At 71.5% G+C, this 17,020-nt stretch carries 11 protein-coding genes; all 11 read left to right on the forward strand.

The window, feature by feature from the left end; all coding sequences use genetic code 11:
* Position 1: 1 nt before the first annotated feature.
* The 11 genes from mrdA to obgE all read left to right on the forward strand — a co-directional run bounded on the left by mrdA (position 2) and on the right by obgE (position 16,950).
* Positions 2 to 2,182 (forward strand): penicillin-binding protein 2, encoded by a 2,181-nt coding sequence (gene mrdA, locus OG730_RS27625; RefSeq protein WP_327306768.1) that lies wholly within the window; start codon positions 2 to 4, stop codon positions 2,180 to 2,182.
* Positions 2,183 to 2,197: 15 nt separating this feature from the next.
* Positions 2,198 to 3,400 carry a rod shape-determining protein RodA gene (gene rodA, locus OG730_RS27630; RefSeq protein ID WP_327306769.1) on the forward strand — a complete coding sequence of 401 codons (1,203 nt, stop codon included), beginning with the start codon at positions 2,198 to 2,200 and terminating at the stop codon, positions 3,398 to 3,400.
* Between the two features lie 117 nt (positions 3,401 to 3,517).
* Positions 3,518 to 5,050, forward strand: coding sequence for a CYTH and CHAD domain-containing protein (locus OG730_RS27635; RefSeq protein ID WP_327306770.1), 1,533 nt, complete (start codon positions 3,518 to 3,520; stop codon positions 5,048 to 5,050).
* A 73-nt stretch (positions 5,051 to 5,123) separates the two neighbouring features.
* On the forward strand, positions 5,124 to 7,064 hold the full coding sequence (locus OG730_RS27640; protein ID WP_327306771.1) for a TIGR03960 family B12-binding radical SAM protein: 1,941 nt from the start codon (positions 5,124 to 5,126) through the stop codon (positions 7,062 to 7,064).
* Positions 7,065 to 7,701: 637 nt separating this feature from the next.
* Positions 7,702 to 7,845 (forward strand): hypothetical protein, encoded by a 144-nt coding sequence (locus OG730_RS27645; protein WP_327306772.1) that lies wholly within the window; start codon positions 7,702 to 7,704, stop codon positions 7,843 to 7,845.
* A 51-nt stretch (positions 7,846 to 7,896) separates the two neighbouring features.
* The gene (locus tag OG730_RS27650; RefSeq protein ID WP_327306773.1) at positions 7,897 to 9,009 is read left to right on the forward strand and encodes a hypothetical protein; all 1,113 of its coding nucleotides are present in this window, start codon (positions 7,897 to 7,899) and stop codon (positions 9,007 to 9,009) included.
* Positions 9,010 to 9,153: 144 nt separating this feature from the next.
* Complete coding sequence (locus tag OG730_RS27655; protein WP_327306774.1) at positions 9,154 to 9,945, forward strand: TIGR03936 family radical SAM-associated protein; 792 nt, start codon at positions 9,154 to 9,156, stop codon at positions 9,943 to 9,945.
* Positions 9,946 to 10,191: 246 nt separating this feature from the next.
* Positions 10,192 to 14,292, forward strand: coding sequence for an Rne/Rng family ribonuclease (locus tag OG730_RS27660; protein ID WP_327306775.1), 4,101 nt, complete (start codon positions 10,192 to 10,194; stop codon positions 14,290 to 14,292).
* Between the two features lie 446 nt (positions 14,293 to 14,738).
* Entirely contained in the window at positions 14,739 to 15,059 is a 321-nt protein-coding gene (gene rplU / locus OG730_RS27665) for a 50S ribosomal protein L21 (RefSeq protein ID WP_214950890.1), read from the forward strand.
* A gap of 13 nt (positions 15,060 to 15,072) precedes the next feature.
* On the forward strand, positions 15,073 to 15,327 hold the full coding sequence (gene rpmA, locus OG730_RS27670; protein WP_030013081.1) for a 50S ribosomal protein L27: 255 nt from the start codon (positions 15,073 to 15,075) through the stop codon (positions 15,325 to 15,327).
* 180 nt (positions 15,328 to 15,507) lie between these two features.
* Complete coding sequence (gene obgE / locus OG730_RS27675) at positions 15,508 to 16,950, forward strand: GTPase ObgE (protein WP_327306776.1); 1,443 nt, start codon at positions 15,508 to 15,510, stop codon at positions 16,948 to 16,950.
* The last annotated feature ends 70 nt before the right edge of the window (positions 16,951 to 17,020 follow it).

The following is a 17,020-nucleotide window of genomic DNA, read 5'->3' on the forward strand; positions in this document are numbered from 1 at the left end:
CGTGACCAACACCGCGGAGAACGGCCGTACGTCCCGGGTGCAGATCCGGCTCGTGATCATCCAGATCCTCGTCTGCTCGATGTTCCTCACCCTCGGCGGCCGGCTCTGGTACCTCCAGATCCGCAACGGCGCCGAGTACTACCACGAGGCCAAGAGCAATCACGTCCAGCGGGTCGTCCAGCCCGCCGTGCGCGGGACGATCCTCGACGCCCGGGGCGTCGCCCTCGCCGACAACGAGACCCGCCTGGTCGTCTCCACCAGCCGCACGGCGCTGATGAAGATGAAGGACCGCGGCCAGGCCGTCATGACCCGCCTCGCCGGCGTCCTGGACATGACCCCCAAGGCGGTCATGGAGAAGGTCCGCCTCTGCGACTCCCAGACCCCCGCGCCCTGCTGGAACGGCTCCCCGTACCAGCCGATCCCGATCACCCTCGACGCCACCACGCAGCAGGCGCTGCAGCTGCGCGAACGCCCCGAGGAGTTCCCCGGCATCACCGCGGAGCCCGTCGCCGTCCGCCGCTACCCGGCCCCCGGCGGGGCCCGTACCGCGCAGGTCCTCGGCTACCTCTCCCCGGTCACCGACGAGGAGATCCACAAGGCCAAGGACACCGACTCGCCCCACCTGCGCTCCGACCAGGTCGGCCGCTCGGGGATCGAGCGCACCTACGACAAGTACCTGCGCGGCAAGGCGATGGTCACCTCGTACGAGGTCGACAACCTCGGCCGCGTCATGCACCAGACCGAGTCCGACGCGGGCGTGCCCGGGTCCACCCTCGTCACCAGCATCGACGCCCGGGTCCAGTCCGTCGCCGAGTACGAGCTCCAAGCGGCGATGAAGGTGGTCCGCAACGAGACCGACAACATCACCAACCGCAAGTACGAGGCCGACTCGGGCGCCGTCGTCGTCATGGAGGCCAAGACCGGCCGGGTCGTCGCGATGGCCTCCCAGCCCGACTACGACCCCAACGCCTGGGTCGGCGGCATCGCCGCCAAGGACTACGCCGCCCTCACCAGCGAGGGCTCCAACTATCCGCTGCTCAACCGGGCCATCCAGGGCCAGGCCCCCGCGGGCTCCATCTTCAAGGTGGTGTCGGCGAGCGCGGCCGTCCGGGCCGGATACCCCTTCGACGACAAGTACCCATGCGGCGCCTCCTACAGCATGGGCAACCGCAGCTTCGCGAACTTCGAGTCCAAGGGGCACGGCCCCATCACCCTCGGCGAGGCCCTCAAGTTCTCCTGCAACACCGTCTTCTACGCCCTCGGGCACAAGGAGTGGCAGCGGGACGGCGGCCTCAAGCCCAAGAAGGACGCCCACGACTGGTTCTACCGGACGGCCCGCGAGTTCGGCCTCGGCTCCGAGACCGGGATCGACCTGCCGAACGAGGTCAAGGGCCGCATCCCCGACCGCAGGTGGAAGCAGAGCTTCTGGGCGGCCAACAAGGACGCCTGGTGCAAGCAGGGCAAGAAGGGCGGCACCTACGTCGAGCTGGTCGCCTACGAGAGCTGCCTCGAAGGCAACCAGCTCAAGGCCTACGACAGCATCAACTTCGCCATCGGCCAGGGCGACGTCCTCGTCACCCCCATCCAGATGGCCACCGCCTACGCCGCCATCAGCAACGGGGGCACCCTCTTCGACCCCACCGTCGGCAAGGCCGTGATCAGCGCCGACGGCAAGCACGTCGAGTGGATCAAGCCCAAGCCGCACGGCAGGCTGCCGATCGACGCCAAGACCGTCAAGGACCTCGACAAGGGCCTGCGCATGGTCGTCGAGCCCGGCGGCACCGCCGCCTGGCGCTTCGTAGGCTGGCCGATGGACAAGATCCCGATGCACGCCAAGACCGGTACCGCCCAGGTCTACGGCAAGCAGACCACCTCGTGGCTGGCGACCTACACCAAGGACTTCGTCATCGTCATGACCATCTCCCAGGGCGGCACCGGCTCCGGAGCCGCCGGCCCCGCCGTCCGCAACCTCTACAACGCCATCTACGGCTTCGACATGGAGGGCAACCAGGACCCGAAGAAGGCACTCCTTCTGGGACCGGAGAAGAAGCTGCCCAAGATCCGCCCCGACGGCGGCATCGATTCCCCCGAGATCCGGCCGTACGTACCGCCGTCCCCGGAAGAACTGGCACCGCCCGTGCTTGCCGGCCCGCCCGCCCAGCGCCCCGCGCAGCACGACTGAGTACCGAGGACCGACATGCAGACCGCCAACAAATTCTCCGTGGCCCGGTACGCGCCGGAGCAGCGGGGGGCGATGGCCAAGCTCACCGCCCGCGACTCCGTGGTGCGCCGGCTCGACTGGCCGATACTCCTCTCGGCGCTCGCCCTCTCCCTCATCGGCGCCCTGCTGGTGTGGTCGGCGACCCGCAACCGGACCTCGCTGAACAACGGGGACCCGTACTACTTCCTCTTCCGGCACGCCATGAACACCGGCATCGGCCTCGTGCTGATGATCGGCACCATCTGGCTCGGCCACCGCACCCTGCGCGGCGCCGTACCGATCCTCTACGGGCTCTCCGTCGTCCTGATCCTCGCCGTGCTCACCCCGCTCGGCGCCACCATCAACGGCGCCCACGCCTGGATCGTGGTCGGCGGCGGCTTCTCGCTCCAGCCCTCCGAGTTCGTCAAGATCACGATCATCCTGGTCATGGCGATGCTGCTGGCCACCCGGGTGGACGCGGGAGACCTGGCCCACCCCGACCACCGCACCGTCGTCAAGGCGCTCTGCCTGGCCGCCTTCCCCATGGGCATCATCATGCTGATGCCCGACCTCGGCTCCGTCATGGTCATGGTCGTCATCGTGCTCGGCGTCCTGCTGGCCTCCGGCGCCTCCAACCGCTGGGTGCTGGGCCTGCTCGGCTCGGGCGCCGGCGGGGCCATCCTGATCTGGCAGCTCGGCGTCCTCGACGAGTACCAGATCAACCGCTTCGCCGCCTTCGCCAACCCCGAGCTCGACCCGGCCGGCGTCGGCTACAACACCAACCAGGCGCGCATCGCCATCGGCTCCGGCGGACTGACCGGCTCCGGGCTCTTCAAGGGCTCGCAGACCACCGGCCAGTTCGTGCCGGAGCAGCAGACCGACTTCGTCTTCACGGTGGCGGGGGAGGAGCTGGGCTTCGTCGGAGCCGGGCTGATCCTGGTGCTCCTCGGCGTCATCCTGTGGCGCGCCTGCGTTATCGCCCGCGAGACGACCGAGCTCTACGGCACGATCGTGTGCGCCGGGATCATCGCCTGGTTCGCCTTCCAGGCCTTCGAGAACATCGGCATGACCCTCGGGATCATGCCCGTGGCCGGACTGCCGCTGCCGTTCGTGTCGTACGGAGGATCCTCGATGTTCGCCGTATGGGTGGCCATCGGGCTGCTCCAGTCGATCAGGGTGCAGCGGCCGATGTCGGCTTGACGCGGTGGGGGGGGGGCCCGCCCGGGCTCGGCTTGATCCGTCGGTTCCCGGGCAGGTTTTCCGCCGCACCCGCCGTTTTCCTTCTCGCCGGGTTCCGTTCAGGACTACGTTCGAACCATGGCGGACACGAAGCGCGAGATCGAGCGCAAATTCGAGTTCAGGACCACCAAGGCCGGACGGCGCGGCGTACCCGACCTGACGGGCACGGACGCCATCGCGGCCGTGACCGACCAGGGGACGGCCGAGCTCGACGCCGTCTACTACGACACCCCCGACCAGCGGCTCGCCGCCGACGGGCTCACCCTGCGCCGGCGCACCGGCGGCAAGGACGCCGGCTGGCACCTCAAACTGCCCGTCGCCCCCGGCGTGCGCGACGAGATCACCGCCCCCCTCGGCGACACCGTCCCCGACGCCCTGACCGCGCTGCTGCGCTCCCGCGTCCGCGACGCCCCGCTGGAACCACAGGTCAGGCTCCTGTCCTCGCGCAAGGTCAGCCACCTCCTCGACGCCGACGGCGTCCTCCTCGCGGAACTGTCCACGGACGCCGTACGGGCCGAGCGCGCGGACGCCACCGCCGCCTGGACCGAGGTGGAGGTCGAACTCGCCGACGGCGCCGACCCGGCGCTGCTCGACGCCGTGGAGAAGACCTTCCGCAAGGCCGGACTCCGGGTCAGCGACGCCCCCTCGAAGCTCGCCCGGGCGCTCATCGAGACCGGAGGGGAACCCCCGGCCCGTACGACCGGCACCGGCACGGGCACCGGCCTCGCCGAGGACACGGTGGGCGCGCACCTGCTCGCCTACCTGCGCGAACAGCGCGACACCCTCATCGCCCAGGACCCCGCCGTACGCCGCGGGCTGCCCGACTCCGTCCACCAGATGCGGGTCGCCACCCGGCGCCTGCGCGGCGCCTTCAAGACCCACCGCCGCGTCCTGGACCCCGCCGAAACCGGCCCGATCGGCGACGAACTGCGCTGGCTCGCCGCCGAACTCGGCGTCGACCGCGACCAGGAAGTCCTGCTGGAGCGGATCCAGACCCGGCTCGACGAACTCCCGCGCACCCTGGTGCTCGGCCCCGTCCGCGGCCGCCTGAAGATCTGGAACGTCGCCCGGCGCACCGGATCGCGCCGCGCAGCGCTCGCCGCCCTCGACAGCAGGCGGTACGTGGCCCTTCTGGGCGCCCTCGACGCTGTGCTCGCCGACCCGCCGCTGCTGAAGGCCGCCGCCAAGCCCGCCGAGTCGGCCCTGCCCGCCGCGGTCCTCGCGGACTACGAACGCCTCGCCGGCCGGATCGGGGGCGCGCTGTCCATGGACCCCGGCCAGGACCGCGACCTGGCCCTGCACGAGGCGCGCAAGGCCGCGAAGCGCGCCCGGTACGCGGCCGAGGCGGCGGCCCCGGCCCTCGGCAAACCCGCGCGCAAGCTGGCCAAGGCGGTGAAGGCGGTCCAGAGCCTGCTCGGCGACCACCAGGACGGGGTCGTCGCCCGCGAAGCCCTGCGCGGACTCGCCGTCCAGGCGGCCGGAGCGGGGGAGTCGGCCTTCACCTGGGGCGTGCTCTACGCCCGCGAGGAGGCACTGGCCGAGCGACGCGAGCGGGAGCTGCCCCAGGTGTGGGCGGCGACCGCGGGCCCGGCGGCGATGGTGCGCGGCTGATCGCGCGGGCGGGGGCGCTCCGGGCCCCGGGGTACGCTTGAGAGTCGCCCCCTGCCCGCTTCACGAAAGTCGCGTGATGACCGAGTCGGTCTTCCCTCAGCTTGAGGCCCTGCTTCCGCACGTCCAGAAGCCGATCCAGTACGTCGGCGGTGAACTCAACTCCACGGTCAAGCCGTGGGAGAGCGCCGACGTCCGCTGGGCGCTGATGTACCCGGACGCGTACGAGGTCGGGCTCCCCAACCAGGGCGTCATGATCCTGTACGAGGTGCTGAACGAGCGCGAGGGCGTGCTCGCGGAGCGCACGTACAGCGTGTGGCCGGACCTCGAAGAACTGATGCGCGAGCACAAGGTGCCGCAGTTCACCGTGGACAGCCACCGCCCCGTCTCGGCGTTCGACGTCTTCGGGCTCTCCTTCTCCACCGAGCTCGGCTACACGAACATGCTGACGGCGCTGGACCTCGCGGGCATCCCGCTCGAGGCCAAGAACCGTACGGTCGACCACCCCATCGTGCTCGCGGGCGGCCACGCGGCCTTCAACCCCGAGCCGATCGCGGAGTTCATCGACTGCGCGGTCATCGGCGACGGCGAGCAGGCCGTCCTCGACATGACCGAGATCATCCGCGCGTGGAAGGCCGAAGGCCGCCCGGGCGGACGCGAAGAGGTGCTCCTGCGCCTCGCGAAGACCGGCGGCGTCTACGTGCCGGGCTTCTACGACGTCGAGTACCTGCCGGACGGCCGCATCGGCCGCGTGGTCCCGAACCGCTCCGGCGTGCCGTGGCGGGTCAGCAAGCACACCGTCATGGACCTCGACGAGTGGCCCTACCCCAAGCAGCCCCTGGTCCCGCTCGCCGAGACCGTCCACGAGCGGATGTCCGTGGAGATCTTCCGCGGCTGCACCCGCGGCTGCCGCTTCTGCCAGGCCGGCATGATCACGCGCCCCGTACGGGAGCGAAGCATCACCGGCATCGGCGAGATGGTGGAGCGCGGGCTCAAGGCCACGGGCTTCGAGGAGGTCGGCCTGCTCTCGCTCTCCTCGGCCGACCACACCGAGATCGCGGACATCGCCAAGGGCCTGGCCGACCGCTACACGGACGACAAGGTGGGCCTGTCCCTCCCGTCGACCCGCGTGGACGCCTTCAACGTGGACCTGGCCAACGAGCTGACCCGCAACGGCCGCCGCTCCGGTCTGACCTTCGCCCCCGAGGGCGGCTCCGAGCGCATGCGCAAGGTCATCAACAAGATGGTCTCGGAAGAGGACCTGATCCGTACGGTCGCCACCGCCTACGGCAACGGCTGGCGCCAGGTGAAGCTGTACTTCATGGTCGGCCTGCCGACCGAGACCGACGAGGACGTCCTCCAGATCGGCGACATGGCGGTCAACGTCATCGCCAAGGGCCGCGAGGTCTCCGGGCAGAACGACATCCGCTGCACCGTCTCCATCGGCGGCTTCGTCCCCAAGCCGCACACCCCCTTCCAGTGGGCCCCGCAGCTGTCGGCCGAGGAGACAGACGCCCGCCTCGGCAAGCTCCGCGACAAGCTCCGCGGCGACAAGAAGTATGGCCGCTCCATCGGCTTCCGTTACCACGACGGCAAGCCGGGCATCGTCGAGGGCCTCCTGTCCCGCGGCGACCGCCGCATCGGCGATGTCATCCGCGCGGTCTACGAGTCGGGCGGCCGCTTCGACGGCTGGCGCGAGCACTTCTCCTACGACCGCTGGATGCAGGCCGCGGAGAAGACCCTCCCCGCCTACGGCGTGGACGTGGCCTGGTACACGACCCGCGAGCGCACCTACGAGGAAGTCCTCCCCTGGGACCACCTCGACTCCGGCCTGGACAAGGACTGGCTCTGGGAGGACTGGCAGGACGCCCTCGACGAAACCGAGGTCGAGGACTGCCGCTGGACGCCTTGCTTCGACTGCGGCGTCTGCCCGCAGCTCGACCTCAGTATTCAAATCGGACCTACGGGGCAGAAGCTGCTCCCGCTGAGTGTGGTGGGCGGCTCTCCGAAGGCGTGACGCTGTGCGATTGCCCCTCTGTCGGAGCAGGGGGGCATTCGTATGCCTAGCGGAGGGATGTGAATGCGTCTCCGGTGTTCGTGAGCCGATGACGGGCGTCCGCGGGTAGGACGAGCTGCATGTGGACCTGCGGTGCGCGAGTCCTGGCGGAACGTCTTGCCCGTGGAGGTCAGAACCCACCGCTCCCCGGTGTATTCCCGCACGAGCACGGGCTCGTCTCCGAGTACGGATACGACCTCGTCCATGAGCCTGGCGTAGACGGCCTGAGGGTCGGGGGCTCCCTGCCCGCCGCCTGGACAGGAACGGCATCGGAGGTACTCGTAATCTCTGGAGCCTGACCGCGTCTTCTGAGCGAGCATGGCCGTGCCGCAATCTGCGCAGACGTGAAAGCCGTACGGGCAGAAGTGCGCGTGGAGCATCCGCCGGCAGCGAGCGTGCGTCTTTCTCCAGCTCGGCCAGCAGTTTTTTATCCGCAGAGGTCCACGAATCTTCAACGGAAACCCTCGGGCTTGTTTTCATGGTGCGAAGTTATCGCTGCGGAGGTGGGACTTCGGTCGATGAAAATAATTGGTCGAATGTGGCGATCTCTTGCCATGGTTCAGTGAAATGTAAAATTCCCTGAAGGGGGAGACGCGTGATGGCCGAGACCGAGATCGACGTCCATGAGGAAGCGCTGGCCTTGGCCGCCGAGGAGTTCGGTACCCACATGCTCGAGGACACCGTGAACGCCGCCCTGATGGAGATCGCGGCAAGCGTCCGGCCCCGCATGCCAATCGACTGACGACGGGCCCTTCGGTGCAACGGTGTGCGGCCGTGGTGTGTCCTTAGCGGTATGGACATGGAGAAGGCGCTGCCGGCGCCGCAGGGGGACGGCTGCTTGGCGGGGGTCGTGCGGATCCCCGTGAAAGTTGTGGCGGTGCTGGTCGTGCTGCCTCTGCGGGTGGTCTGGGATCTGCTGGTCGCCTTCGCGCGGATGCTGAACCGGAGCGTCCTCGGGCCGCTGGGGCAGGGGCTGCGCTGGTTCTGCGAGCGGGCGGTGCTGCCGGTGCTGCGGGGGACCGGGTGGCTGATCGGGACCCTGTTCAAGCTGGTCTTCTACTGGCCCTGGGCGGGCCTCTGGCGTTACGTCGTCCTCCCGGTGGGGCAGGCGGCGTACGCGTACCTGCTGCGGCCGGCGGGTGTGGGGCTCTGGCGGTACCTGCTGGTCCCGGTCTGGGAGTACGGGCTGCTGCCCGCCGGGCGGGGCATCGCCCGGCTGCTCGCGGGCGCGGTCCGGTACCTGCTCGTGCTGCCGGGCGGTGCGCTGTACCGGTACGTCCTCACCCCCGTCGGGCACGCACTGCGGTGGCTGGCCCGGGGGTTCTCGGCGGGCGTGGCCTGGCTGGCGCGGGGGATCGGGACCGTGGCCGTGTGGCTCGGGCGGGCCGTGTTCGTCTGGCCGTGGGTGGCGTTGTGGCGGTATCTCGTGCGGCCCGCGGTGACCGTGGTCTGGCGGTATCTGCTCGCGCCGGTCGGGCGGGGGGTGTGGGCGTACCTGCTCGTGCCGCTCTGGGGGCTGGTCGTCGGGGCCTGGCACATCGCGGGGCGGGTGAGCCGGGCGCTGGGGCGCGGACTGGTGTGGCTGTGGCGGTGGGGAGTGGTGCGGCCCGCCGGATGGGTGCGCCGGCACGTGGTCACCCCCGTCGGGAACCTCCTGCGCGCCGGGTGGGACGTCGGCCGTCGCGCGGCCCGGGCGGCGCACCGGCAGGCCCTCGCTCCCGTCGGCCGTGCCGTCGGCGAGGTGTGGCGGGCCTCCCGCCTCGCGGTGCGCGAGGCTCGGGCCGACGTACGGCGGGCATTGTTCGGGGGGCCGCCCCGGGAACCAGCGAGGTCACAGGCGCGTACTCTGGGTAGTAACAGAGCCGCAGGCGACGCGCCCGCCCCCGAGATCTCCCTGCAGAAGTAGAGCAGGGGTGAGCCGGAGGGCACAGGCACGGCGTGGTCTGCAGGCCCCACAGACCTCAGGGCGACGCGCGAGCCGCGGAGCCCCGCACAAGGAGATGAACCACTGGGCAAGCGACAGCCCGAAGGCCCGCCTCCCGCACCGGTAGTGCAGCGCATCCGCCTGCGCTACACCAAGCGCGGCCGCCTCCGGTTCACCAGCCACCGTGACTTCCAGCGCGCCTTCGAGCGGGCACTGCGCCGCTCCGAGGTGCCCATGGCGTACTCGGCGGGCTTCACCCCGCACCCCCGCGTCTCGTACGCGAACGCCGCCCCGACCGGGACCGGCAGCGAGGCCGAGTACCTGGAGATCGCCCTCGCCGAGCCCCGCGACCCCGCGGTCCTGCGCGAGCTGCTCGACGAGTCGATGCCGGTCGGCCTCGACATCATCGACGCCGTGGAGGCACGCACCTCCGGTCTCGCCGACCGGCTGACGGCCTCCGTGTGGGAGCTGCGCCTGGACGGCGTGGAGCCCGGCGACGCGGAGAAGGCGGTCGAGGCCTTCCTCGCGGCCGAGGCCGTGGAGGTCCAGCGCCGCACCAAGAACGGCATGCGGACCTTCGACACGCGGGGCGCCGTGGTCGGTCTGGAAGTGGTTCCCGTTACGGCGACCGCCGAGGCTGATAGGCCCCTGGACAATGCTTGTGCGATACTGCGGCTGGTTGTTCGGCATTTGACACCTGCCGTTCGACCCGACGACGTCCTGTCCGGTCTCCGAGCTGTGGCCGACCTAACGCCGCCGGTCCCCGCTGCGGTGACCAGGCTGGCGCAGGGGCTCTTCGACGAGGAGTCCGGCACGGTGACCGACCCGCTCGCGCCCGACCGCGAGGCTGTCACGACCGCCCCACCCACGGCGGCCGTAACCGCCGACGCGAAGGCGCCGGAAGGTCCCGCCGCGTAGGGATCGTCGTCGTCGCGCAGCCCTGGGACTCGGGAGCCACCTGGGTCGGGCCGCGCACAGACAGACCTGAAGACTTGAAGACTTCCGCCGGGCCGTACGGACTTTCGCGTACGGAACCGGCGGCCATTGAACTGAGCTCCCGTGTGGCGAACGCGCCCCGGAGGCCGGCTCCGCGCTCATTACGCGGAGCCGTGCCGGACCGGAAGTCAGCCGCGGCGCCCGGGAGCGTGACGGGAGAAACCCCGCATGCTCAACAACGAAAACGACACCACCGCCAACAACGGTGCCGCCGACAGTGGCAGCCCGAGCGACAACCTGCCGCCGCGCAGGCGCCGGCGTGCCGCGTCCCGCCCGGCGGGCCCGCCCGGCGGTGCCGTAGCCGCCGCCGAGGCCGCTCCCGCGCCCGTGGTGGCCGCGGTTCCCGCCGAGGAGGCCGCCCCGGCCGCCGCCCCGGCCCGTACCCGTCGCCGTGCGACCCGCGCCGTGACCGCTCCCGAGGCGCCCGCCGCCGAAGCCGTGGTCGAGGCCCCCGTGGCAGCTCCGGCGGCTGCGGCCGCTCCCGTCGCCGAGGAGCCCGCCGCTCCGGCGCCGCGTGCCCGTCGCCGTGCGACCCGTGCGTCCACCGCTCCCGAGGCGCCCGCCGCCGAGGTCACCGAGCCCGTCGTGGCGGCTCCGGCCGCTCCGGTCGCCGAGGAGCCCGCCGCTCCGGCGCCGCGTGCCCGCCGCCGTGCGACCCGCGCCGTGACTGCCCCCGAGGCGCCCGCCGCCGAAGCCGTGACCGAGGCCCCCGTGGCGGCTCCGGCCGCTCCGGTCGCCGAGGAGGCCGCCGCTCCGGCGCCGCGTGCCCGCCGCCGTGCCACTCGCGCCGTGACCGCTCCCGAGGGCGCCGCCGAAGCCGTGGTCGCCCCGGTCGTCGAGGCTCCCGTCGCCGCCCCGGCCGCTCCGGTCGTCGAGGAGGCCGCCGCTCCGGCGCCGCGTGCCCGTCGCCGTGCCACTCGCGCCGTGACCGCTCCCGAGGCGCCCGCCGCCGAGGCAGCCGTCGCCCCCGAGCCCGTCGTGGCCGAGGCTCCGGCCGCCGCCCCCGCCAAGGCCACCGTCACCGTGGCCGACGCCGTGGACTCCCCGAAGCGCGGCGGCCGCCGCCGCGCCACCCGTTCCACCACCGCCCCGGCCGCCGCCGCGCAGCCGGTGGCTCCCGCCGCCGAGGCCCCGGCCGCCGAGGCTCCGGCCCGCGGTCGCCGCGCCGGGCGTCCCGCCGTCGCCGTGTTCCAGGCCCCGGTGTTCGCCGAGCCGATGTTCCAGACCCCGGAGACCGCGGCCATGATGGCCGCGGCCGCCGCTGCCGCCGCCCCGGCCGAGGAGGTCGAGGAGGAGGAGTTCGACCTCGTCGAGGCCGAGGTCGAGGCCGAGGTCGAGGCCGCTCCGGCCCCGCAGCCGGCCGGCCGTCGCCGCCGCCGTGGCCGCGGCGCCGCAGCCGAGACCGCCGCGCCCGTGGCACCGGCCCCGGCCGCCGCCGCGCCGTCCGGCCCGGTCACGCTGGCCGACGTAGAGCTGGTCGAGGAAGAGGCCGAAACCGAGTCCGCCGAGCTCTACGAGGACGAGACCGACGAGTCGGGCGACCGCCCGTCGCGGCGTCGCCGCCGCGGAGGCCGTCGCCGCCGTCGCGGTGAGGCCGCCGACCTCGACGAGTCCGCCGAGGAAGAGGCCGAGACCGAGTCCGCCGAAGAGGCCGATGAGGACGAGGCCGAGGACGACGAGGAGAACGGCGCCCTCGGCTCCAGCTCCAGCCGTCGTCGCCGGCGTCGTCGCCGGCGCAGCGGTGACGGTGGCACGGACGCCGACGCGGCCGAGGACGACGGTGTGCGCACGGTCGTCAAGGTCCGCGAGCCGCGCCCGGCGCGCGAGCGCTCGGAGTCCGTCGCCGGCTCCGGCTCCACCTCCTCCGACGAGGTCCAGTCCATCAAGGGCTCGACCCGCCTGGAGGCCAAGAAGCAGCGCCGCCGCGAGGGCCGCGAGCAGGGCCGCCGCCGCGTCCCGATCATCACCGAGGCCGAGTTCCTGGCCCGCCGCGAGGCCGTCGAGCGCGTCATGGTCGTCCGTCAGTCGGGCGAGCGCACCCAGATCGGCGTCCTCGAGGACAACGTGCTCGTCGAGCACTACGTCAACAAGGAAGAAGCCACCTCGTACGTCGGCAACGTCTACCTGGGCAAGGTCCAGAACGTGCTGCCGTCCATGGAGGCCGCCTTCATCGACATCGGCAAGGGCCGCAACGCGGTCCTGTACGCCGGTGAGGTCAACTTCGAGGCGCTCGGCATGGCCAACGGGCCGCGTCGCATCGAGGCCGCCCTCAAGTCCGGCCAGTCGGTCCTGGTGCAGGTCACCAAGGACCCGATCGGCCACAAGGGCGCCCGCCTGACCAGCCAGGTCTCGCTGCCCGGCCGCTACCTGGTCTACGTGCCCGAGGGCTCGATGACCGGCATCAGCCGCAAGCTGCCCGACACCGAGCGCGCGCGCCTGAAGACCATCCTCAAGAAGATCGTCCCCGAGGACGCGGGCGTCATCGTGCGCACCGCCGCCGAGGGTGCGAGCGAGGACGAGCTGCGTCGCGACGTCGAGCGCCTGCAGGCCCAGTGGGAGGACATCCAGAAGAAGTCGAAGCAGATCTCGACCTCTTCGCCGAGCCTCCTGTACGGCGAGCCGGACATGACCGTGCGCGTCGTGCGCGACATCTTCAACGAGGACTTCACCAAGGTCATCGTCAGCGGTGACACCGCCTGGGAGACCATCCACGGCTACGTGAACCACGTGGCCCCGGACCTGGCCGACCGGCTGAAGCGCTGGACCTCCGAGGTCGACGTCTTCGCGACGTACCGCATCGACGAGCAGCTCGCCAAGGCGCTCGACCGCAAGGTGTGGCTGCCCTCGGGCGGTTCCCTCGTGATCGACAAGACCGAAGCGATGATCGTCATCGACGTCAACACCGGCAAGTTCACCGGTCAGGGCGGCAACCTCGAGGAGACCGTCACCAGGAACAACCTGGAGGCGGCCGAGGAGATCGTGCGTCAGCTGCGGCTGCGCGACCTCGGCGGCATCGTGGTCATCGACTTCATCGACATGGTCCTGGAGTCCAACCGCGACCTGGTCCTGCGGCGCATGCTGGAGTGCCTGGGCCGTGACCGCACCAAGCACCAGGTCGCCGAGGTGACCTCGCTGGGTCTGGTCCAGATGACCCGCAAGCGCGTGGGCCAGGGTCTGCTGGAGTCCTTCTCCGAGACCTGCGTCCACTGCAACGGCCGCGGCGTCATCGTGCACATGGAGACCCCGACCGTGGTCGGCGGCGGTGGCAACGGCAAGCGTTCCAAGCGCCGCGGTGGCCAGGGCGGGCACGAGCACGACCACGAGATCGATGCCGTGGAGAGCGCCGAGGGCGATGTCTACGAGGTCGAGACCGAGGCGGAGCTGGCTGCCGAGGTCGCCGCTCCCGTGGCACTGCCCGAGCCCTCCTTCGTCGCAGACGAGGAGCTCTACAGCAGCCCGGCCGAGGCCGAGGCCGCTGCCGGAGGAGTGAGCGGCCGCCGCAACCGCCGCCGCGCCACCCGCAAGGCGACCGCTCCGGCGGGCGCCCCGCGCGGTACGGCGACGGACCGTGCCCCGGCGGCTCCGGCCCCCGTGGCCGAGCCCGAGCCGGTGGTCGAGGCCGAGGTGGAGCTCGCCCCGGTCGTCGAGGCGCCGGAGCCCGAGGTCATCGTCGAGGCCGTCGAGGCAGTCGTCGCGGAGGAGGCCCCCAAGGGCCGCACCCGTCGCCGTGCCACCCGTAAGGCGACCGCTCCGGCGGGCGCCCCGGCCGAGGCGGTCCAGGCCCCGGAGCCGGTCGTCGAGGCCCCCGTGGCCGCGCCGGAGCCCGAGCCCGAGGTCGTCGTCGAGGCCGCACCGGCCGTCGTCGAGGCCCCGGCCGAGGCCGTCGAGGCCGCGCCGGCCCGTCCGCGTCGCCGTGCCACCCGTAAGGCCACCTCTCCGGCCGGTTCCCCGGCGGGCGCGGAGGCGGCCGTACTGGTCGTCGAGGCCCCGGTCGAGGCGCCCGTCGAGGCCGAGACCGTCGTGGAGGAGGCCGCACCGGCGGCTCCCGCCAAGAAGGCGGTCCGCAAGACGGCCGCCAAGAAGACGGCCACGACCGCGGCGAAGAAGGCCCCGGCCAAGAAGGCGGCGGCCGTGAAGAAGACGGCGGCCAAGAAGACGACGACCGCCAAGACGACCGCGAAGAAGACGGTCGCGAAGCGGGCGACGAAGAAGACCGCGGCGGCCGAGCAGCAGACGCTGCCCTCCGTCTCGGCTCCGACCGAAGGCTGATCCGGCCGATCCGGCTGACCCAGCCGATCAGCGGATCCCGCTGATCCCGTTCCACCGGCCCCCGCCCGGCACCCCTGGTGCCGGGCGGGGGCTTTTGGCCTTCGGGGCCGCAGGGGGCGCGCTCCCGGCCCGCGGGGCGACGGTGGACCCCCACCGTCCGGATCGGCAGGCGGGAGCCGTGCGGGGTGTCAGCGGCACCGTACGGCCCTCACGGCCGGCCCCGTCACGTGCCCGGTGGCCGCCTCCGAGGCCCCGCGGGACCCCGGTTTGACCCCTCCGACCCGGCCCCGTAACCTAGGTCGCTGGCGTGTCTATGCACACGCCAATCCACTGAGCACCTCACCTCCCGGACCGCCTCGCGGCTGGATCGGGGGAGGCCGGCCTGCGGTTGACGCGGGGCCGGCTGGCTTCAGGGGTTCCCGAACTCGAGTGAGAGAGAGATCCGCGTGTACGCCATCGTGCGCAGCGGTGGTCGCCAGCACAAGGTTGCTGTCGGCGACATCGTTGAAGTTGACAAGATTCCCACTGCCAAGGTTGGCGACACGGTCGAGCTCTCGACCCTGCTCGTTGTCGACGGCGAAGCCGTGACCAGCGACCCGTGGGTCCTGGCCGGCATCAAGGTCCAGGCCGAGATCGTGGACCACCACAAGGGTGCCAAGATCGACATCCTTCGGTACAAGAACAAGACCGGCTACCGCCGTCGCCAGGGTCACCGCCAGCAGTACACGGCGATCAAGGTCACCGGTATCCCCGCGGCTGCGAAGTAAGAGGGACTGAGACATGGCACACAAGAAGGGCGCATCGTCCACCCGGAACGGGCGCGATTCCAACGCTCAGCGGCTCGGCGTGAAGCGCTTCGGCGGTCAGGTCGTTTCCGCTGGTGAGATCCTCGTCCGCCAGCGCGGCACCCACTTCCACCCGGGTTCGGGTGTCGGTCGTGGTGGCGACGACACGCTGTTCGCGCTGCAGGCCGGTTCGGTCGAGTTCGGCACGCACCGTGGCCGCAAGGTCGTCAACATCGTTCCGGCTGCCTGATCTCAGCTCCTGCTGAATCGGTAGTCCGAAGCATCCCGAGGGCGGATCTCAACTCTTCCCGGCGTCAGCCGGGAAGAGAGGTCCGCCCTCGGCGCGTTGTCACATAGACACGTTTAATGGGTAGCAAGGCCTACCCCCCGGGCTTTCCGGGATATTCCCGCTGTATCTGGAGGAACAACCATGACCACCTTCGTGGACCGCGTCGAGCTGCACGTCGCCGCGGGTAACGGGGGCCACGGCTGCGCCTCCGTTCACCGGGAGAAGTTCAAGCCGCTCGGCGGCCCCGACGGCGGCAACGGCGGCCGTGGCGGCGACGTCATCCTGGTGGTCGAGCAGTCGATCACCACCCTGCTGGAGTACCACCACAGCCCCCACCGCAAGGCCACCAACGGCCAGCCCGGCGCGGGCGACAACCGCTCCGGCAAGGACGGCCAGGACATCATCCTGCCCGTGCCGGACGGCACCGTCGTCCTCGACAAGGAGGGCAACGTCCTCGCCGACCTCGTCGGCCAGGGCACCACCTACGTGGCCGCCGAGGGCGGCCGCGGCGGCCTCGGCAACGCGGCGCTCTCCTCCGCCCGCCGCAAGGCGCCCGGCTTCGCCCTCCTCGGCGTACCCGGCACCGGCGGCGATGTCGTCCTGGAGCTCAAGACCGTCGCCGACGTGGCGCTGGTCGGCTTCCCGAGCGCCGGCAAGTCCTCGCTGATCTCGGTGCTCTCCGCGGCCAAGCCGAAGATCGCCGACTACCCCTTCACCACCCTCGTCCCGAACCTGGGCGTCGTCACCGCCGGCTCGACGGTCTACACGATCGCCGACGTCCCGGGCCTCATCCCCGGCGCCAGCCAGGGCAAGGGCCTCGGCCTGGAGTTCCTGCGCCACGTCGAGCGCTGCTCGATCCTGGTGCACGTCCTGGACACCGCCACCCTGGAGTCCGACCGCGACCCGCTCGCCGACCTCGACGCCATCGAGGAGGAGCTGAAGCTCTACGGCGGCGGCCTGGAGAAGCGTCCGCGCCTGGTCGTCCTCAACAAGGTCGACATCCCCGACGGCCAGGACCTCGCCGACATCGTCCGCCCGGACCTTGAGGCCCGCGGCTACAAGGTCTTCGAGGTCTCCGCGGTCTCCCGTACGGGCCTGAAGGAGCTGTCCTACTTCCTCGCCGAGGTCATCGCGAAGTTCCGCGCCCGTACGCCGAAGCAGGAGGCGACCCGCATCGTCATCCGGCCGAAGGCCGTGGACGACTCGGGCTTCACCATCGCCTACGACGAGGCGGAGGACGTGTACCGCGTGCGCGGCGAGAAGCCGGAGCGCTGGGTCCGCCAGACCGACTTCAACATCGACGAGGCCGTCGGCTACCTCGCCGACCGCCTCAACCGCCTCGGCGTCGAGGCGGCGCTGAAGAAGGCCGGTGCCCGCGCGGGTGACGGCGTCGCCATCGGTTCCGACGACAACGCGGTCGTCTTCGACTGGGAGCCGACCATGATGGCCGGCGCCGAGATGCTGGGCCGCCGCGGTGAGGACCACCGTCTGGAGGCGCCGCGTCCGGCGACCACGCGCCGCAAGGAGAAGGAAGCCGAGCGGGATTCCGCCCAGAAGGAGTACGACGAGTTCCGTCCCTTCTGATCGGGCCGTGAGCTTGGGCGGCGGCCGGTGCTCCGGCCGCCGTCACAGGCGCGTCACAGGATTCCGTTTA

This window comes from Streptomyces sp. NBC_01298 (assembly GCF_035978755.1).
In the GTDB taxonomy this organism is placed as follows: domain Bacteria; phylum Actinomycetota; class Actinomycetes; order Streptomycetales; family Streptomycetaceae; genus Streptomyces.